Origin of the sequence: Companilactobacillus metriopterae (genome assembly GCF_004117915.1) — a bacterium.
Taxonomy (GTDB): domain Bacteria; phylum Bacillota; class Bacilli; order Lactobacillales; family Lactobacillaceae; genus Companilactobacillus; species Companilactobacillus metriopterae.
In genome coordinates this window covers 645,130-665,431 of sequence record NZ_RSTD01000001.1, presented here as the reverse complement: position 1 = coordinate 665,431, position 20,302 = coordinate 645,130, and the positions used below count along the sequence as shown (strand labels likewise).

The 20,302-nt window shown below is 30.4% G+C and carries 15 protein-coding genes; 9 read left to right on the top strand and 6 right to left on the bottom strand.

Features of this window, described 5'->3' with window-relative positions:
* Window position 1 precedes the first annotated feature (1 nt).
* Both pepT and thmT read left to right on the top strand, forming a co-directional pair.
* Window positions 2–1,249: a peptidase T gene (gene pepT, locus EKN01_RS03340; protein WP_129044968.1), complete on the top strand. Its 1,248-nt coding sequence runs from the start codon at window positions 2–4 to the stop codon at window positions 1,247–1,249.
* Between the two features lie 117 nt (window positions 1,250–1,366).
* On the top strand, window positions 1,367–1,555 hold the full coding sequence (gene thmT / locus EKN01_RS03335) for a 2-hydroxymuconate tautomerase (protein ID WP_099974806.1): 189 nt from the start codon (window positions 1,367–1,369) through the stop codon (window positions 1,553–1,555).
* 27 nt (window positions 1,556–1,582) lie between these two features.
* On the opposite strand, the gene EKN01_RS03330 is transcribed toward thmT, so the two are convergent.
* Both EKN01_RS03330 and lepB read right to left on the bottom strand, forming a co-directional pair.
* Window positions 1,583–1,774, bottom strand: a complete 192-nt coding sequence (locus EKN01_RS03330) for an LBP_cg2779 family protein (protein WP_129044967.1) — start codon at window positions 1,772–1,774, stop codon at window positions 1,583–1,585.
* A 21-nt stretch (window positions 1,775–1,795) separates the two neighbouring features.
* Window positions 1,796–2,458: a signal peptidase I gene (gene lepB, locus EKN01_RS03325; RefSeq protein ID WP_129044966.1), complete on the bottom strand. Its 663-nt coding sequence runs from the start codon at window positions 2,456–2,458 to the stop codon at window positions 1,796–1,798.
* Window positions 2,459–2,597: 139 nt separating this feature from the next.
* Between lepB and EKN01_RS03320 the strand changes: the two genes are divergently transcribed.
* Genes EKN01_RS03320 through EKN01_RS03310 form a run of 3 tightly spaced genes read left to right on the top strand, consistent with a single transcriptional unit; the run spans window position 2,598 to window position 5,711 of the window.
* Window positions 2,598–3,365, top strand: a complete 768-nt coding sequence (locus EKN01_RS03320) for a hypothetical protein (RefSeq protein WP_129044965.1) — start codon at window positions 2,598–2,600, stop codon at window positions 3,363–3,365.
* A 15-nt stretch (window positions 3,366–3,380) separates the two neighbouring features.
* Window positions 3,381–4,355, top strand: a complete 975-nt coding sequence (locus EKN01_RS03315) for a hypothetical protein (RefSeq protein WP_129044964.1) — start codon at window positions 3,381–3,383, stop codon at window positions 4,353–4,355.
* A 3-nt stretch (window positions 4,356–4,358) separates the two neighbouring features.
* Window positions 4,359–5,711 carry an RsmF rRNA methyltransferase first C-terminal domain-containing protein gene (locus tag EKN01_RS03310; RefSeq protein ID WP_129044963.1) on the top strand — a complete coding sequence of 451 codons (1,353 nt, stop codon included), beginning with the start codon at window positions 4,359–4,361 and terminating at the stop codon, window positions 5,709–5,711.
* Here the strand turns inward: EKN01_RS03310 and fni are convergent.
* Genes fni through mvk form a run of 4 tightly spaced genes read right to left on the bottom strand, consistent with a single transcriptional unit; the run spans window position 5,700 to window position 9,749 of the window.
* On the bottom strand, window positions 5,700–6,752 hold the full coding sequence (fni, locus tag EKN01_RS03305; protein ID WP_129044962.1) for a type 2 isopentenyl-diphosphate Delta-isomerase: 1,053 nt from the start codon (window positions 6,750–6,752) through the stop codon (window positions 5,700–5,702). The genes EKN01_RS03310 and fni overlap by 12 nt on opposite strands.
* Complete coding sequence (locus EKN01_RS03300; protein ID WP_129044961.1) at window positions 6,736–7,833, bottom strand: phosphomevalonate kinase; 1,098 nt, start codon at window positions 7,831–7,833, stop codon at window positions 6,736–6,738. Before EKN01_RS03300 ends, fni begins: the two co-directional genes overlap by 17 nt.
* Before the next feature lie 13 nt (window positions 7,834–7,846).
* A complete protein-coding gene (mvaD, locus tag EKN01_RS03295; protein WP_129044960.1) occupies window positions 7,847–8,806 on the bottom strand; it encodes a diphosphomevalonate decarboxylase in 960 nt (319 codons plus the stop codon).
* A complete protein-coding gene (mvk, locus tag EKN01_RS03290; RefSeq protein WP_129044959.1) occupies window positions 8,799–9,749 on the bottom strand; it encodes a mevalonate kinase in 951 nt (316 codons plus the stop codon). Before mvk ends, mvaD begins: the two co-directional genes overlap by 8 nt.
* A 110-nt stretch (window positions 9,750–9,859) precedes the next feature.
* Between mvk and EKN01_RS03285 the strand changes: the two genes are divergently transcribed.
* The 4 genes from EKN01_RS03285 to EKN01_RS03270 are packed head-to-tail and all read left to right on the top strand — an operon-like array spanning window position 9,860 to window position 20,291.
* The gene (locus tag EKN01_RS03285) at window positions 9,860–13,342 is read left to right on the top strand and encodes a PD-(D/E)XK nuclease family protein (protein ID WP_129044958.1); all 3,483 of its coding nucleotides are present in this window, start codon (window positions 9,860–9,862) and stop codon (window positions 13,340–13,342) included.
* A gap of 3 nt (window positions 13,343–13,345) precedes the next feature.
* Window positions 13,346–16,942: a helicase-exonuclease AddAB subunit AddA gene (gene addA, locus EKN01_RS03280; RefSeq protein ID WP_129044957.1), complete on the top strand. Its 3,597-nt coding sequence runs from the start codon at window positions 13,346–13,348 to the stop codon at window positions 16,940–16,942.
* 18 nt (window positions 16,943–16,960) lie between these two features.
* Window positions 16,961–19,762 carry a helicase C-terminal domain-containing protein gene (locus EKN01_RS03275; RefSeq protein WP_129044956.1) on the top strand — a complete coding sequence of 934 codons (2,802 nt, stop codon included), beginning with the start codon at window positions 16,961–16,963 and terminating at the stop codon, window positions 19,760–19,762.
* A 49-nt stretch (window positions 19,763–19,811) separates the two neighbouring features.
* Window positions 19,812–20,291, top strand: coding sequence for a cell wall elongation regulator TseB-like domain-containing protein (locus EKN01_RS03270; RefSeq protein ID WP_129044955.1), 480 nt, complete (start codon window positions 19,812–19,814; stop codon window positions 20,289–20,291).
* The last annotated feature ends 11 nt before the right edge of the window (window positions 20,292–20,302 follow it).

Below are 20,302 nucleotides of genomic sequence, written 5' to 3'. Positions count from 1 at the left end.
AATGACAAATAAATACGAAAAACTTATCCCTAGATTTTTAGGATATGTTAAGCAAAATACAAGATCAGACGAAAATTCTACAACAATTCCTTCAACAGAAAGACAAACAGTTTTTTTGAAAAAATTAGAATCTGAATTAAAAGAGATTGGTATGAGTGATGTTAAAATCAATCCTAATAATTCTTACCTTACTGCTGAACTACCATCAAATCTTGATTATGACGTACCTGTTTTGGGCTTGATTTCACATATTGATACCGCTGATTTTAATTCAGAAAATATTAACCCTAAAATCGTAGAGAATTACGATGGTAAAAGTATTATTAAACTAGATGATGAAGGTCAATATACACTTGATCCAGCCGTTTTCCCATCATTAAAAAAATATGAAGGAAAAACTCTAATTACAACAAGTGGTGATACTCTACTTGGTTCAGATGATAAATCTGGTGTAAGTGAAATTATCACTACTATGGAATATCTGATTGCTAATCCTGAAATTAAACATGGAAAAATCAAAATTGGACTAGGTCCTGATGAAGAAATTGGTACCGGTGCTGATAAGTTCGATACTGCTGACTTTGGAGCAGACTTTGCTTATACAGTTGATGGAGGTCCAGTTGGACAACTAGAATATGAAACTTTTAATGCTGCAGCTTTAAAGGTAAGCATTACTGGTAAAAATGTTCACCCTAGTGAAGCAAAAAACATTATGATTAACGCTGTGCAAGTAGGTGTTGATTTCCAAAACGCTCTTCCAAGTGATGAGGTTCCTGAAAAAACAGACGGTCGTCAAGGATTCTTCCATCTATTGGAATTTAATGGAACTGTTGATTCAGCAACAATGTCATATATTATTCGTGACTTTGAACGAGATGGATTAGAAGAACGTAAAAATAAAATCATTGCTATTACCGATGAATTAAATAAGAAATATGGCAAAGATACTGTCAAAATTGATATGAAAGATCAGTACTATAATATGATCGATATTATTAAAGATCACATGGATGTAGTTGAAATTGCCGAAAAAGCTATGAAAAATCTTGGTATAGAACCAGATGAAGCCGCAGTTCGTGGTGGTACTGATGGATCAAAAATTTCATTTATGGGATTGCCAACACCAAATCTATTTGCAGGTGGAGAAAATATGCATGGTAGATTTGAATATGTGGCAATTGAATCAATGGAATCTGCAATGGATGTAATTTTTGAAATAATAAAATTGAACAATGAAAATAAAAAATAAAAAAGAAATCAGATTTTGAAGATGTAACAGAGTATTGGAAAATACACATAGGCAAAAACTTTAGTGATTTGAAACTGCTTGAGATAAAATAAAATTAAATAAAAAGGAGGGTATATTATGCCATTAGTACACATTGATCTTGTGGAAGGTCGTAGTGATGAACAACTTAGAAATCTTGTCAAAGAAGTTACAGAGGCTATTTCTAGAACAGCTGATGTTCCTGCAGAGAGAGTTCACATTGTTCTAAATGAAATGTCAAAGAACAACTACTCAGTTGGTGGAACTTTAAAGAGTGACGAAAAATAAAAAAAAACACCCAATTGGGTGTTTTTTTTATGGATGTAATCTGATGTATTCCAAAATTATTTTTTGTTCATCTTCAGATACTGAGCTAGAACCTGCTTTTAAATTATGAATTCTTTCTACAGCAAGATGACTTTCAAATGCTAATTGTGCATCAGTCATATTTTTTTCACGTTCATACTTAATAATTGTTTCAGATAGATCATTTAATTGATTACTCATAACTAAAATTCCTCCGAATTTTTAAAATAGTGACAATCTATTTAGTGGCCAGTAACGTAGTTTAACTTCGCCCACAATTGATTTTTTATCAATAAATCCAATAATACGGCTATCTTTTGAAACGGTACGATGATCACCCATAACAAAATATGTACCTTTAGGAACTTGATTTGTTTTTTCAATATCTTTTCGTTCGCTAGCACTGTATCTTTCTTTCCAAGAGCTAGAAGATTTGGCTAACTGACTGAGTGTGAAATCATATGTATATCCATAACCTTTACCATAATACAAATTGGTATCTGGTTCTGTTAGTTTATTACCAGCATCTAGGAAGTCCTCTTTAAATTCTTTGCCGTTAACATACATTTTGTTATTCTTTGAAACAATCTTGTCTCCAGGTAAACCAATAATACGCTTGATATAAAATGAACCGGGTTCATCAGGTGCTTTCAGCACAACAACGTCACCGCGTTGAAGTTTTGAATGTCTAACGGTGATAACGCGTTCGTTATCTTCAAACGTAGGTTGCATAGAAGGTCCAGAAACTTTATCATTAGATATTACATAAGTAAATAACAAAAATAGAGCTGCTAGCATTACAATAGTGTAAATTGCTGTTTGAACCCAAAATGCTAAAGTAGTTTCTTCTTTAACAGGTTTTGAATTATCATTTTTTTTAGCCATTAATTCCACCTCATCTTTATACATAAAATTTTACACTTTTTATTAAATAAATAAAATCTAAATGTGTATAAACTTTTTTTAAGATTTTAGAATTAAGATCCAATCCACCAACTGAAAATTCACTAAGGATACTTCACACATGAAAAATGAATACATAGAAAAACTAAATGAAGTCAAAAAATTCTTCCCAGATAGTAATATTATAGATAGTCGTATTGAAAAAATAGATAACATCTTTGACACATTAAGTAACGATTTATTACCTAAAGAAAATATTTCAGGTATTGAGCTATCTGAAGATGAAATAACTAGTTTATTTCAGGTTGCGTTACAGGGAGATTTAAATGATTTTGAAGTTAAGGTTAACTCTTTAGAGGAATTCGACCATCAATTAGGAGAATTAAGGACAGAACTACAGAATAGTTTTGGTTATTGGGCTAATATCACAGAAGATTTTATGGAAGAATTTGTTAAACAGTATCCTAATGAGGGTTTTTTGGAACTAATGGCAGGGAATGGTTATATCTCTAGCGCTATCAATAGGTTAGGTGGGACTGCTATCTGTACAGACAATCTCAGTTGGTCCAAGGAAAGCAAAACTGGAAGAAAACAGTATACCAATATTGAAGAATTAGATGCATTAAATGCTATAGAGAAATATCATAATCAAGTATCAACGATTATTTTAGCTTGGAGTCCTGATCGAGAAGAGATTGATTATGATATATTAGAGTTAGTTAGAAAATATCAATTACAGTTTTTAGTTATCGGTGAAAAAAATGGTGCAACCAATAGTGCTAAATTTTGGAGTAATGCACAATTAATTGATGATCCTAAAATTAAAAAAATAAATAAATTCTATTCTAACTATGACATAGTAGACGACAGACTATATTTGGTAGAATAATGTAAGGTTTTAATAATGAAAAAAATTATTTCTAGTATTTTAATTCTTTTAGTAACAATTTTGATAGGAGTAGTCATATCAAACAGTGACTCTATAACCTATAATACTTCAATGAATAAATTTGGGATGAGTGAAAATGCTACTGTTTTAACCACAAAATCAAAAAAATCAATCAATACTGTTGTTAAAAATTTAAGTAAGAAAGATCTACCTAATTATCAAATTATTTTCTTTGAAAAAGACAATCCTGATTTGGCATTTATATACGCTAATAAAAAAATCACAAAAGTTCCAACAATCAGTGGTAGATATTTTTCTATGAATGATTTTGATTCACAGATACCTTTTGCTGTTCAGGGTAATAATACGGCTATTAAGTCTTACAAGCCTCAATCTGAAAGTTATATTAAATTTCATGATAATTATATTTCTGTAATTGGTAAAATTGGTTTTAGCGGGGCAGAATTATTAAACCAACAAACATTGATTTCAATTTCTCCAAATCAAAAGAGCAGTCATATTAAGTTAAAAAACGTTGTTACTGTAGTAGATGGAGCAGCTCTTGCAACACCTAGCTCATTTAAGAGTATAAAAAAAGAAATGAAAGTTGCATCGACACATAGATATGTTCCACAGACTAGAGATTTTAGGCAAGTAACATCACCAGATACTAATAAATACAAGATATTCGTAATATTATTGTTGTTAGCAATGATTTTCATTGATGTATACGTTCTTGTTCCATTAAGATATGATATGAAAAAAGCCACTTTCAAAGGTGACTTGAAAAACAATTATCGCAATGGACTACTTTTAAGATACTTCCTCTACACAATAATTCCTATAGTCATTGGTTATTCGTTTATTGTGTTTACAAACAATATCGTTATTGTAAGTCATACATTATTTAATCGTGTAGTCCTAATCTCGATGATTATTACTGCATTTATTGGTATCTTCCAAATTTATTACATTAGACGCAGGAGTTAATTGATGGAATTAAATTTACCTCAAGAATTTAAATTAAAATATAAAAGTCTACTAGGAGATCGAGCTAGTAGGCTTTTTGATGCTATGGAGTTGGAATCAAGTAATGCTTTTAGACTCAATCCATTAAAAGAAAATTACAAGAACGTATCTATAAGCTTGAAATCACCAATTGAATATTCAAAATTAGGTTTTTTCGGAGATATTGACGGAAATTCTATTGATCATTTGGCAGGATACTTATATTCTCAAGAACCTAGTGCAATGTTTGCAGCCGAAGTGGTAAATCCGTCTGATGAGAAAGTTTTGGACTTATGTGCGGCACCTGGAAGCAAATCAACTCATTTGGCCTCTAAAATGATGGGACAAGGTTTATTAGTCTCCAATGAGATAAATGACAAACGTGCACGTATTTTGTCTTCTAATATAGAAAGAATGGGCATATCGAATACAGTTGTAACTAGCAATTCGCCTAAAGATTTTGAAAAATCATTTAGTGAGTATTTTGATAAAATTTTAGTTGATGCTCCTTGTTCTGGAGAAGGTATGTTTCGTAAAGATCCTGAATCTGTAAAATTCTGGTCTCAAGAATATGTTGAACAATGTGCAAACAGACAAAAAAACATTTTGGATAGTGCCTATAAATTATTAAAAATTGGCGGCACGTTAGTATACTCTACATGTACTTTTGCACCAGAAGAAAACGAACAAAATATTGCCTATATGCTTGAAAAGTATCCCGATTTAGAAATCTCAGAAATAGAATATTTTTCAGGTATGGAAGATGGAAGACCAAAGTGGGGGAATGGTAATACCTTACTCAAAAAATCGGTCAGAATGTTTCCTGATGAGTTTGACGGTGAAGGTCATTTTATCTGCAAATTGATCAAATCTGGTGATAATGAAGTTAAAAAAACTCGAATCAAAGAAATTAATAATAATTTGAAAAAAGAAGATTTAAAACTATTCAGAGATTTTGAACAACAAAATCTAACTGATAAGATATCTGAAAGTAATCTGCTAAAATTAAATGACTATCTAATTAATGCAGCTAGTTTGGATAATCGATTTAAAGATCTCCACGTACTTAGAAACGGTTTGAAACTAGGCGAGTTCAAAAAAAATAGACTGGAACCAGATATCGCTTGGATATTAGGAATTCAGTCTAAATTGTTAAATAGTGTTTATAATTTGAATGAAGTGGAGTTTGAAAAATATCTCCACGGTGAAGCACTTAAAATCGAAGAAAACTTTGATAATAAGTGGATTGGTTTAAAATATCAGGATAAACTTTTCAGCTGGGGAAGATATAGCAATAACCAAATAAAAAATGTCTATCCTAAAGGATTAAGAAGGTAGATTAATGTTTCTCTGTTTCATATATGAAACTAGGCTTTCATCGAAGACGATGGGAGCTTTTTTTATTTCCAAAATATTTTTTGCACCAAATGCTGCCATAAGTATTTCTAATTCTTGACAGAAATGTTCAAAGAACAATTTGGTTTCTTCTAAAGAATACTTTTGCAAGTGGTGTAATGCCAATCCTGAAATACCTACAGCTGACGCACCTAATCTCAATGATTTAATAACATCTAAAGGAGCCTTTATCCCACCTGAAGCAAGAATATTTACAGAAGATTCAGCAATTTTTGAAGATTCCAATAAAGATTCTACAGTAGATAATGCAAAATTATCCAGGTAAGTTAGATCAAATTCATGATTCCTAGCACTTTCTATTTCAGCAAAATTGGTACCACCGAATCCAGAAATATCGATATTTTTAACACCAATATTGATTAGTCTTTCCATATCATTGGACGTCATTCCAAATCCAACTTCTTTGACTATTACAGGTAAACCAATATTATTAACTATTTTTGAAATATTATCCAACCAGTAAAATTCACGATCTCCTTCAGGCATAGCTAGTTCTTGCAAGGTATTGATATGAATTTGAAGAGCATTGGCATCAACAAGATCAACTGCTTGTTTAGCCTGTTCTAGATTATATTTACCAGATATATTAGCAATAACAAAACCGGCAGGATTTTTTTCTCTTAATATTCTAAAAGTAGGTGCAGTATCAGGGATTCTAAAGTAAACCCCCATAGAGCCGCTAGATACAGGAATATTAAACTCTTTAGCTATTTCAGCTAATTCTCCATTAAATCTCTCTGACTGTTTTGAACCACCAGTTATGGCATTGAAATAAATGGGTAGGGAAGAATTGAAACCTAAAAAATTTGTAGACAGATCTATATCTTCCATCGATAATTCAGGTAATGCATTGTGTAGCAATCTTACTGAATCAAAATCTGCCATTGAATTATCATCATAAAATTTTTCAGCTAAAAATAAATGTTCAACTTTTCTTTGAATTTGTTCATCTTGTTTTGGCATAGTTGATTACTTCTCCAATACCCAGATTTAGGATAACAATTCCTTCTGATTCCCATTCTTTTTTTATATCGCTTAAATTTTGATTATTATCTTTTTCTACAAATGCTATACCACAATCACCACCGCCAGCACCTGAAATCTTAGCAGATGCATGATTTTCTTCTGAAATATCACATAATTTCCTTAGTAATGGAGTTTCTATTTCTACACCACTTTGTTCAGCAAGTTTATTCAAAAGTACACGATTAAGAGAAATGTATTCTTTTATCTTATCTATATTTGATTCCTTGAATCCTTGAATAACATTCAGAACACATGCTTTAGTTTCAGAAAGAAATTTTTGATATTGTTGTTGTTTATCTAATTTAAATTTATCCATTAATTTAAGCATTTTACCTGTTGAAGCAGGTTTACCAGTCCATCCAACCAAAAAATCTAAATTAGAAGGTAAACTCAGATATTCAATATTTAAATCTTTCCAAGGTTGATTAATAACTTCAGATATTGTTTGACACTCGCTCAATAGATTATTTACTTCTTTCTTATCAGGGGAGGTATAGGCAATTATTCCTCCATAGGTGCTTGAAGCAATATCACCAAAACTTCCATTTCCTTGAACTGATATATGGATAAGAGAGGCAAGTTTATATATTTGTAGGTTGGATAGGGATAATTCATATAATTCATTTAAAGCTCTAACGGTTGCTACTGTAACTGCGGCAGAACTTCCTAAACCAAATTTTTTACCATCGATATTATTTAGTTCACTGTCAATTCGCAAGTTATAGTATTTTAGTTTTTTACCGTTTTCTACTACAATTTTTTCCACTATATCCATAGCAGATTTTATATACTCACCATCTAATTCTTCACTAAATACAATTTGATCATTTTCATCTCGATTCCAGGAAACATAGGAATCACTCAATATATCTGAAAAGATTCTGCCTTCTCCAGATTTTTCCTCGATATCTATTCTTAAATATTTATTTACTGACGTAATTACTGAAGGATATCCGTTTTCAACAACTGAATATTCTCCAGAAATATATAATTTACCAGGTGCTTTCACTGAATACATGAATCATTGCCTCTCAATCAATATCTCTTAATCCTGGTCCAATTTTTGCTTGAACTGTTTTTGCTGATTCAACGTTATTTTTAATATATTCATCTACAATATCAATATTATTTTTATCAGTTATTATTTTAACATTAGGACCTGCATCAATTGTACAATATGCAAGAATTCCTCTTGTTCTAAGTTCTTTAACTAATTCTATTACTCTTAATGTATTTCCAGAAAAATATGTAAATGTTGGGTTTGAAGATATCGTTAATGCATGCATAGACATTGCATTGTGTTCTGAAATTTCACCAATTTTTTGAATATCGTTGGCTAAAATAGCAGATTTAATTTCTTCAAGATTCCGATTCACTAGATTTTTCCACTCACCATAGAAGGGTGAAGTTGCAGCAGATAATCTCATACCCTGAGTGGAAGATATATCTTTTTTATTTTCATTTAAAATAACGGATAAGATCATCAAGTCAGTCTTTGGATTCTCATCAATAGGTATGGCAAAAGATGTTTCGTTACTATTTCCAGCTTGCCACTCTACAAAACCACCATAAACAGATCTACTTGCTGACCCTGAACCGTTTCTTGCTAAAATAGATAATTCTTTTTGGTTCAGACCTAAATTTAAATTACTATTCAAAGCACCGGCTAATGCAGCGTAACCAGATGCAGATGAAGCAAAACCAGCAGAAGTAGGAACATGATTTTCTGAAATGATTTTAAGATGATTGTCAAAACCGTATTCATTACGGACAAAGTCTAAATATTTTGAAATGCGTGTATTGTCAACAATTTGTCCATCTAGTATAAACTGATCATACTCACTATCGATGATTTCCACTGTAGTATCAGTATAGAATTTGTCCAATGTTAGAGAAAGGCTACCTGTATATGGAATTTTATATTGTTCGTCTGCTTTTCCCCAATATTTGATTAGGGCAATATTAGTATAAGCACGTGATGTTTTAGTCAATATCAGTTTCCTCTTCGTATATTGAAAGTGGCTGAATCCAAGTTTGGTAAGCATTAGCTAGTTGTAATTCATTTCTAATTTTTTGGGCACTACGTAAATTACTAGCAAGACAGATAATACATCCACCTTTACCTCCACCGGTGATTTTACTACCTAAAGATCCACCTCTATTTGCGGCTTCAATAAGTCTGTCAGTTTCAGTACTACCTAAGTCTAGTTGGGATAACAACAAATTAGCGGAATTAAATGTTTTTCCTAACTCTGCTAAATTATTAGATTTTAAAGCTTCATATGCTTCTAAAGTATAATCACCAAGTTTTTCTAAAATAGGTGCTATGGTTTTTTCATCTTTATTGTACATATCTCTAACTTCAGCAACAGTTTGTTTAGTCTTGCCTTTAACTCCTGAATCAGCAATTATGATAAATCCTGATGATGAGAAACTAAATCTTTCTACAGGTTTGTCTTTACTAAACAAAATTGATTCATCAGAAATAACTGTAACACCGTCTAATCCACTAGCTTTACCGTGATTAACAGTTTCTGAATCATTAATATATGAAAGCTGTTCAGAATTTTTCAATTTCACTTTAAAGAAATCAAAAAAAGCGTCAACAATAGCTGCAGAAATAGCTGCAGAAGAACCTAGTCCTCGCTCTATAGGCAAACTGCTATCTATAGTAATTGTATAGGATAAATTATTATGATTTAATTTTTCATCAAGTTGATTTATCAAAACTTTTATTCCTGAAAGTGTTTCTGGAATATCTTTTAGCGTACCTGCGTAATATCTTGAAGAAATATATTTCTCACTACTTTGTTTAATTTGTACTATCACGGGAATGCTTAGCAAGGGTAGGGCAATTGCTGGATAACCGTAGACAACTGCATGTTCACCCATAATAATTATCTTACCGTGACTTTTTCCTGTTCCAATAAGCACACTAACACCTCTGTTCTAATAATTACTATTTTAAACATCTGTAGATCTTATTTCCATACCTAAACACGATTAGATATATATGTGATAAAATTTTTTTAGGAGATTAAAATATGACATTAAATTTCATTCTTGGCAAGAACAAAGTTGATCATCATCAAAAAATTCAAGAATTATTTGAAAATGATTATCAAAAAAATCCTAAAAATCAATTCTTCTTTTTAGTTCCAAATCATATCAAATTCGAATCTGAAATTGAGTGGCTGAACAGATTTGGTCAAATAACTGGGAACAGTGATATTGTAGCTGCAAATAATGTACAAGTATTCTCTATTTCTAGGCTTATTTGGTATCTATTGCGAGATACTGATCTCTTAGATAAGGAAAGTATCACAACTACCAAATCAGCAATGATCCTTAGAAATATTGTTAATTCCAATCAAAGTAATTTGAAATTATTTTCGGGTATGGTTAACAAACAGGGATTTATCTCTGATCTTGTCAGTCAATTTGATGAATTGATTTCTGGTGCAATTGAGCCTGATGATTTAGATTTAATAGAAAATGATCAATCAAACAAAAATAAAATTGCTGAACTAAAACTTATCTATGAACAATATGTTCAAGAAATATCACAGTTTGAAACAAATAGCAGTCGTATTGATGAACTAATTGAGTATCTGAATACAAATGATTGTAAAAACATGAATTTTTATATTTCAGATTTTTCTTCATTTACTGCTACTGAATACAAATTAATCGAAGCACTTATTATCAACGGAAACAGTATTAATGTCTCATTGATAATGGATGAGCCAGCGATTGAATTACCAGAAAAAACAGACTATTTTTACCGTGTTAAAAAAACCTTCAATCAACTTTTCCAAGTAGCTAAAAATAATAAAATACCATTCCACAGTCTTTTTGCTGATAAATCTAGAATAAACATTGATATAGAAAGATTAGAGGATTTTTGGTTAGATTCCAATGCTCCAACCCCAATCAGTAAACCGGAATCTCTAGAAAATGATAATTCAATTCAAATTTGGAAGGCTTCTGACAAACAAACAGAAATCTCCATAGTCAGTACTTATATCAGACAACTTGTTGCAACCCAAGATTATCGATACAAGGATTTTTTAATAGTTACTAGAGACTTATCACAATACGAATCATTTATTGAATCCTTATTAGAAAATAATCAGATACCTTACTATATTGACATTCAAAGTAAAATGGCAAATCATCCCTTAAAGAAAATGGTAGATCTCCTTTTTGAAATCATGTCTAACAATTTCAGAAGTTCAGATATAATTGCACTTTTAAGGACAGAATTATTAATACCAGAAGATCAATTCGAATCTGAAGAAGAATACCGTTTAGCAGTAGATTTACTAGAAAATTATGTTATTGCAAATGGTATAAACTTCAAGAAAGCTTGGTTTGGAGAGGATTTTGCTAATCCAGATCTGGAAGATGAAAATTTAACAAAAGAGTTCATACTAATAAATTCGCTTAAAAAATTTATACGTGATATTTTCACTGAATTGATGAAATATTTAGATAACTCTAAAAACAATCTAGAAGCTATCTCTAATTTGTATAGTTTTTTAGAAGAAAAAAATGTTTTTTCGACTCTTAAACAATGGTCTATAAATAGCATCGAAAATAATGATCTTAGAACCGCAGATAAGATTGATCAAGTTGTCAATAAATTCAATAGTATTTTAGATGAATTCATTGATGTATTTGGTGACGAAAAATTTGATGATAAATTATTAATTCAAGTTTTAGATTCTGGTTTTGAAACTGCAAATTATTCTCAAATCCCTAGTACATTGGACGCTGTAAGTGTTTCAGAAATAGGAATGGTACAGCCTCTAAATAGAAAAATTATTATTGTAATTGGTTCAACTAGTAACAATATGCCTGGAGCTACAACAACTAAAACTATCCTGAATAATGAAGAGAGGGTATCTTTAGCAAATAACTTAAATGATGACTACAAGTATCTACGTGAAGATGACGAGATTATAAATAACAGTGAACCATACTTGCATGGATTAATTTTCTCATCAGCAAAAGAGCGTATTATCTTTACGTACCCCAATATAACTGAAGATGATAACTATGATGAAGTGTCTAGTTATGTTCAAAGAATACAGAATCATTTCAATCTAACTAAGCAAAGTTTTGAAATTAATCCAAATCCTTCAACAAAAGTAGAAGGAGAAATTCTTAGATATGTTGGATCAGATATTTCTACTTTGAATTTTTTAACGAGAGCATCAAGAACGGCACTAGATAATAGGGAAGACCTTTCAAGTGGCTGGAAATATATCAGAGATTCACTGGTAGAAAATATTAAAGAAAGAGCACAAATCACACTATCGTCTCTCGATTATCGTAATATACCAGAGAACCTAAGTCCTCAATTAGTTGAAGATTTGTATGGTAAAAAAATTGATGTATCCGTCTCAAGGCTTCAGACATTTTACGAAAATGAATATGAGTATTTCTTAAAATACGGATTGAAATTAAACCCTAGAACTGTTTATGAAGTTAGTCCCATGCAAATAGGGAATCTTTTCCATGGGGTATTGGACGGATTTGTTAAAAAAATATCCCAAGAAAATATTGATATTCGTGATCTATCAAATACCCAATTAAATAAATTGGTAGATGAGTTATTCATTAATAACTTAAACCAGAGTGAATTTAATATTCTACGTTCATCTCAAAGAATGAATTATATTGCTCAAAAAATTAAAAACACAATATTAACAACAATTTACAGAACTCAAAATCAGTTTAAAAAATTATCTTCCAATCCCAAAAGTTCTGAAGTTACTTTTGGATTATTAAACAAACATCAAGATATAAAGGGACTAACTATACCAATTGATGATCGCCATGTTATTAATGTTCGTGGGAAAATTGATCGAATTGACGAAATGATTTTTGATAACAAATCATACCTAACGGTTATTGATTACAAATCAAGTACCCGTGATTTCTTATACAAAAAATTTATGTCTGGTTTAAATTTACAATTAACTACCTATCTACAAAGTGTTCAAGATAACTTGCCACTATTAGCTTCAAAACCAACTGCTGAAGTTGCAGGAGGTTTCTATGAACATATTCAAAATCCCGTAATTAGCTATGATGAAAGTAAAAATAATGACTCTGAAATAGAAAAGAAATTTAAATTAAAAGGTTTAATTTTAAATGACGAAACTCTACTGGAAAGTTACCAACCAAATTTATCTGGTAGATCTGATATTTTACCTATAAATAAAACCAAGAATGGAATTAAAATTGCTAAAAATTCTTCTGTAAATTCTGAAGAATTAAATTTAATTTTGAGATATAACACTAATCTAATTAAAGAAGCCGGGAAAAAGATCTATTCAGGTCAATTAAACTTGAATCCTTATCGGGATGGTACAGAGCAAACGGCTCTTCAATACAGTGACTACAAACCAATTATGGTCTTTGATGCTATGTTACAAGAGAACAATTACAATGATATTCAAAGCTATGATAAAGAAACAGCACTTCAAAAAATAAGAGAAGACTTAGGAGAGGACTAACTGATGCCAAAATGGACAGAAGATCAAGAAAAAGCAATATATCATACTGGTCATGACATTTTAGTTTCAGCTGCTGCCGGATCAGGTAAAACGACGATTCTGATTGAAAGAATTGTTGAATTACTCAAAAATGGTTCAAGTATTGACAGTCTTTTAGTCTCTACTTTTACTAAAGCTGCTGCTAATGAAATGAAAGAACGATTAGAAGTAAGGTTGAAAGAGTTAACAAGAGACCCAGAGCTTACTCCTGATTTAAAAAAACATTTGCAATCGCAGATTTATAAAATTCCTATGGCTAATATCAGCACACTTCATTCTTTCTTTAACACAATAATTGAAAAATTTTATTATGTTATTAATTTAGATCCATCACTGCAATTGATTACTGATGATACACAGATTCAGATGCTTAAAGATCAAGCTATTGAAAATGTTTTTTCTGATTACTACGAAAAAGATGATAGTGATTTCTTAAATGTTGCTGACAACTTTTCAAATGATCGTTCCGATGAAGGATTAACTACCTTAATAGATCAACTATATAATTTTGCAATAACTAATACAGATACTGAAAAATGGCTTAACAATTTGTCATCTTTCTATGATTTAGAGGATCCGTTTGAATCCAGCGATTTTTATAAATCTACTCTGGTACCCAATTTAAAATTAAACATTTCAAGTTTAATTGATGAGTTAACTGAGATTTATTACTTATCACAAGAGGATCTTTTATCATCTGCATATACAGAAGCAGTCTCCTTAGCACTGAATGATTTAAAGCAAGTTTATTCAGAAATTGAAGAAAAATCATTTGATGAGATTAGAGATTATTTCCAAAATTTCAAAATGGCATCCGCTAAAAGAATTTCTAAAGAGGACAAAGAAGGGGAAGACCCAACTATAGTTGAAGCATTAAAAGAACAATTAAAATCTTGGAAAGACTCTTTTAAAAAGATTAGTGAAAACTATTTCTCAATGGACGCCAAATTATTAACTAGTGTAAGTAGTAGTTCCGCTAATATTATTGCCAAACTAGTTGAGATAGAAATTAAATTTATTAATGAGTATCAATCACTAAAATTAGCCAATGATTTGATGGATTTTAATGACTTAGAACATTACGCATATGACATCTTAAATACTGAAATTGATGGAGAAAATATAGCTCAAGACTACTATCAAAATAAATTTTCTGAAATCATGTTAGATGAGTATCAAGATGTAAATGCTATGCAAGAAAACATTATTCAGAGAATTAAAACTGAATCTAATCATTTATTTATGGTTGGTGATATTAAGCAATCTATTTATGGATTCAGACAAGCTGCGCCTTATATTTTTGCTCAAAAGTATCGTGATTTTCAAAAGAATGATAACGATTCTGAACTGATTCAACTATCAATGAATTTCCGTTCAGCGGTTGATGTCGACAATTTTGTTAATACTATTTTTGAAAGAATTATGGATGAGAAAATTGGTGAAATCAATTACGATAACGATGCAAAATTAGTTCCAGGAACCAGTTTTCCAAAAGATATAGATACTAAAAATGAATTATATTTGATAAATAATGATGAAAATAGCGATAAAAGGAAGGACCAGATTGATTTTACGATAAGTAAAATTCAAAAAATGATTAGTGATAAGTTTGAAATTTATGACACTAAACTAAAAGAAAAACGTCCAATCAAATATTCAGATATCGTGATTTTGGCTAGAAACAAAAGTATGAATACTGATATGGTATCTTCATTTGCCAAAGCAGATATTCCTTTATTAGTAACTGCCTCAGAGAACTATTTTCAAACTACCGAGCTACAGATTTTAGTATCATTTTTAAAAATAATAGATAATCCTATACAGGACATTCCTCTAGTTGCAGTGTTAAGATCTCCAATTGTAAAACTAGGTGAGAGACAGTTGGCAGAAATTCGATTGGCAAGTAAAGGAACCAATTTTTATAATGCAGTAAAAAGTTACGTTGAAAAAAATGACGACGAACTTGCTAACAATCTGAATAATTTTCTTAATTTACTTGATAATTATCGTGAGTATTCAAATAAAAACAGTATTACGCAACTAATTTGGAAAATATACAAAGAAACTGGTATTTTGGATTATATTTCAGGTATGCCCGGTGGTAAACAACGTGCAGCAAATTTAAACGCTCTTTATCAACGTGCCAATTCATATGAAAAGAATCGATCTCGTGGACTTCATGATTTTATTACTTATATTGAAAAACTAGAACAGAATGATAAAGATTTAGCACAACCCAGCAGTATTGATAACGAAGACAATACCGTTAAAGTTATGACAATTCATGGTAGTAAAGGTTTAGAGTTCCCTGTGGTTTTCTTTGTTGGTTTAGGTTCTAAGTTCAACAATAGAGATGTTATTTCAGCTAATATTTTAGATACCCAATTAGGGATAGGTATTGACTATACGGATCAACAGAAACATGTTAAATATAAAAATATTCAAAAAGTTATTATAAGTAATAAGAAAAATATTTCATCGATATCAGAAGAAATGCGACTATTGTATGTTGCTTTGACAAGAGCTAAACAAAAATTGGTTATGGTGGGATCAGATAAAACACCTGAAACTATTCTAAACAAGTGGGATAGTGCTTCCGCGAATGATAATGGATTAATATCTGTCGCAAGTAGACTAAACAGTAGGACATTTCAAGATTTAATTGGAATATCTACTTTGCAAAGTAAGCAAATTAAAAATTATGATAAGAATGTTTTTTACAATAGTAATTGTGCTCTTACCTTTGAATTAATTTTTGACAAAAATTTTGCTAGTGCTAAACAAGTGTCTAACATTGTAGAGAGTAACTTTGAGCTTACTAATTTATTTAAAACTACTGTTCAAAACATCTTAAACTTTGATTATTCATACCAAAGTGCAGTCAATACAACTGCTTATCAATCAGTTTCTGAGATAAAAAGAGTATTTTCTGATCCAGATGAAGATTCCATGTTGTATTTGGAACAAAGATCACAATCTAACAGAATAGTACAAAATTCTTTTGATAAACCTAGCTTTTTAAAAACATCTAAATCAGTATCTCCAGCACAAGTTGGTAGCGCAACCCATCTAATTCTTCAAAAAATAAATATAAAACATAAACCCACAACACAGGATTTTAATGAGTTAGTTAATAGGTTAATTCAGAATCAAACTTTTACTAAAGAAATAGCACAAAAAGTGGACGTTAATGCTTTAGTAAACATGTATAATAGTGATTTAGGTGATCAAATTATTAAAAATAATGAAAATGTAAGTAGAGAGTATGCATTTTCTCTACTTATTCCATCTGACAAATTGTTCAAAAACAATGATGATTCTCATGATAAAATACTTGTACATGGTATTATTGATGGTTTAATTGAGTACGAAGATCACGTAATTATATTTGATTATAAAACTGACAATATAAAATCTGAAGATCATCAATCAGAATTGATCAAAGAATATTCTGGTCAATTAAACTTATATGAAATCGCAATTCAAAATATTCTGAATAAACCAGTTACTGGTAAATATTTATACTTTTTAAATAACAATAATCTAGTAAATTTAGCTTAAAGAGCAGGAGGTGAGTCTTTGAAAAATTCATTTGTTGTTGTCGATCTAGAGACGACTAATGCAAATTGGCATGATAATGGACGTATAATTCAATTTGGCTGTGCAATTATTGAAGATGGGGAAATTACAAGTCTTATCAATCAAAAAATAAATCCTCAGGTACCTATTTCTTCAAGAATTAGCGCACTTACAGGCATAACAGATGATGATGTTAAAGACTCACCAATATTTGAAGATATTGCTCCAGATATTTTCAAACTACTAAAAAATAAAATATTCATTGCTCATAATGTGAATTTTGATTTAACTTTTCTTAATAGAGAATTTCAACGAGTTGGTCTTAATGAACTGAATATTAAGGCAATAGATACAGTTGAGCTGTCACAAATTTTGTTTCCTACTTTGAGTAGTTATAAACTTCAGGATCTTACAAGTTACCTCAAAATTGAACATAACAATCCACATAGTGCAGATAGCGACGCACTTGTTACTGCCGAATTATTTCAAACATTGCAGGAAAGACTGAGATCTTTACCCAGAACGACAATAGAAACTCTTGCAAAACTTGGAAAAGATACCATACGTGATACAAACATAGTTTTCAAACAAGCATTAGAAGAAACATCAGATAATGTTCCTCTAAGAGATTATTTGTATGAAAAAAATGGATTGGTTTTACGTAAAAAAGATTTACACATAACTGATTACATTCATAAAAATAATCATTTTCCGGACACTATAAAAAAGAAACAATTATTATTCAATAAAAAAATAGAATATAGATCTAATCAAGTAGAATTAATGGATTTTATCTATAAACTAAGCAACAGTAGAAATAAAAAACAAAAGTGGAATATAATCGAAGCACCCACTGGATCGGGTAAAACCCTAGGCTATTTGTTGCCATTAAGTTATGTTACAAATAATAATCAAAAATTGATTGTCGCTACTTCTACAAGAGTGCTTCAACAACAAATCTTAGACGAGGCAATTCCTCTTCTGAACGATATTACTGGAAATAACTATCATGCTGAGATTGTTAAGAGTAGCTACAATTATATAGATTTGGATCGTTTTTTTGATGCTCTTCAAAGTTATGAATCACATGGTCATACAGCATTAATTGAGATGAAAATAATAGTTTGGTTAACTATGACAACTACAGGTGATCTTGGAGAACTAAAGTTAACAAATTATAACAATCCATTTTTCTCATTGATCAGACATCATAAAGAACTAAATGAGAATACTTTATTTGCTGACGACGACTTCTGGAAATTTCAACAAAATAAATTCAAGGAATCAAATATTCTATTAACTAATCAGGCATTTTTAGCTAGAAATGTTGATATGGACTATTGGGGACAAAATTCTTATCTAGTGGTTGACGAAGCTAATCATTTTGCCCAAAGTGTAAGAGATGCTAATTCTCCAGTAATAAAGTTTTATCAAATCAACGAATACATTAAAAAAATTAGTGACATATTGTATCAAAATAGAAATACTTTAAAATTTGCATTTGATCAATCTCCAACCAAGTTATGGAGTTCCAAAGATCTAAGTGAATTCGAAGAGCACTTTCAAGATATTAATAACTTAATGGAACGAATTGAATTTAATATTTTTGAAAACTATATCCAAAGTCACGTGAAACTGAATGATCGTGAGAGGGATGTTTCTATAGTTAATAATTCTCAAAAATTTGGTAAAAAAAATGAACATTTAACGGAAATGCTCATATCGTTACTAGGGCATTTGAATTTTATTTCTAAGCGAATTGATCAATTATTCGATCAATATTCATCACAGAAAAATTTCATTTCAATTGAGTTATCAAGAATTATCTCGAGTTTAGTCATTGAGAATGAAAAATTACTAACACCTATTTCCTATATTGATGAACTCATTCAACAAATAGAAAATCGATCAGGAAAATTTGGTGTAGAGTTACAAATGTCTAACTTCTATGATCCAAAAACAATTGAAGTTAGTTGGAAACAATATGATATCAAGAAACCGCTCCAACAAATTGAAAGTAGATTTAGTCAAATAATCAATATCGGTGCTGCTTTAAGTATCCAAAATTCGTTTGATTTCTTCATATCTGATTTACAACTTAGAGAAACAAGAATAAATAAAACATTGATTCTAAATGACACAAATCACATTGACCAAAATCTTAAAATATATCTGCCAGATAATTTAAAAGATATAAACGATCTTAATAATGATGAATATTACCGCATGATTGCTAACTATATTATTGATTTATTAAAGAATGTAGATCGTCAAACAATGATTCTTTTCAATTCTCTAAACACTCTAAAAAATGTTTACTTCAAACTATTAGAAGGCAACCTAGAAGAAGAGTGGGAGCTTTTGGCTCAGGATGTTACTGGTAGCCCTGAAAAAATCAAAAAAAGATTTGCATTGGGCAATCGTGCTGTCTTACTTGGTGCTAATTCATTTTGGGAAGGTGTAGATTTTCCAGATAAACTTTTAGAGATTATTGTGATAACGAGAATCCCATTTGAATCACCTGAACAACCTGACGTAAAGATTAGAAATGATATTTTAAAAAAGAAAAAACAAAACGTTTTTCTTGTCGATACATTGCCTAGAGCTATTTTACAATTCCGACAGGGGATTGGAAGATTAATAAGAACACCCACAGACAAGGGTATTATTTTGATGCTAGACAATCGTTTAACATCTACAAATTATGGTGATACTATCTTAAAATCTATTCCTAAAAATGTTGATGTTGAAACAAAAAGTATGGATTCCATTAAAAAAGATATAAATAAGTTTTTGAATTAATGGAAAAGTTGCTATACTATTCTTATTGAAAATAATTAAGGGTAAAGATATGAATAAAGGAACTAAAATTTTATTAAGTGTTTCAATTATCGCCCTCGTACTGATCTCTGTTCTGACATATTTGAATATGGCTATATCTCCATATAGTAGTGCTCAATCACAGTCAGAAACTATTGCGAAGGAAAAAGCAGGTATAACTACTTCAGATTATTTTGGTGAATATAATCGTGATAAGCAATATTATTCGATTGGTGGACTGACTCAATCTAATAAATATCGATACATCATTATTAACGCAAAATCAGGTCAGACCACTGTAGTTAATAAGAACGATGCACCACAAAGATCTGAAATCACATCTGAGGTTCAAAACCGATATAATGCTAAAAAAATTCTCAATATCAATCTAGGTTTATATAAAAATAAACCTACTTGGGAAGTTTCATTTCAAAATAAAAATGGAACTATAGGATACAACTTAGTAGATTTTGAAACGGGCAAGAGTATTAAAACTACAAATAATATATAATCCGGAGGCTT

Coding starts and splice junctions, on each gene's coding strand:
- pepT (WP_129044968.1), top strand. CDS start 2: ATGACAAATAAATACGAAAAACTTATCCCTAGATTTTTAGGATATGTT.
- thmT (WP_099974806.1), top strand. CDS start 1,367: ATGCCATTAGTACACATTGATCTTGTGGAAGGTCGTAGTGATGAACAA.
- EKN01_RS03330 (WP_129044967.1), bottom strand. CDS start 1,774: ATGAGTAATCAATTAAATGATCTATCTGAAACAATTATTAAGTATGAA.
- lepB (WP_129044966.1), bottom strand. CDS start 2,458: ATGGCTAAAAAAAATGATAATTCAAAACCTGTTAAAGAAGAAACTACT.
- EKN01_RS03320 (WP_129044965.1), top strand. CDS start 2,598: ATGAAAAATGAATACATAGAAAAACTAAATGAAGTCAAAAAATTCTTC.
- EKN01_RS03315 (WP_129044964.1), top strand. CDS start 3,381: ATGAAAAAAATTATTTCTAGTATTTTAATTCTTTTAGTAACAATTTTG.
- EKN01_RS03310 (WP_129044963.1), top strand. CDS start 4,359: ATGGAATTAAATTTACCTCAAGAATTTAAATTAAAATATAAAAGTCTA.
- fni (WP_129044962.1), bottom strand. CDS start 6,752: ATGCCAAAACAAGATGAACAAATTCAAAGAAAAGTTGAACATTTATTT.
- EKN01_RS03300 (WP_129044961.1), bottom strand. CDS start 7,833: ATGTATTCAGTGAAAGCACCTGGTAAATTATATATTTCTGGAGAATAT.
- EKN01_RS03285 (WP_129044958.1), top strand. CDS start 9,860: ATGACATTAAATTTCATTCTTGGCAAGAACAAAGTTGATCATCATCAA.
- addA (WP_129044957.1), top strand. CDS start 13,346: ATGCCAAAATGGACAGAAGATCAAGAAAAAGCAATATATCATACTGGT.
- EKN01_RS03270 (WP_129044955.1), top strand. CDS start 19,812: ATGAATAAAGGAACTAAAATTTTATTAAGTGTTTCAATTATCGCCCTC.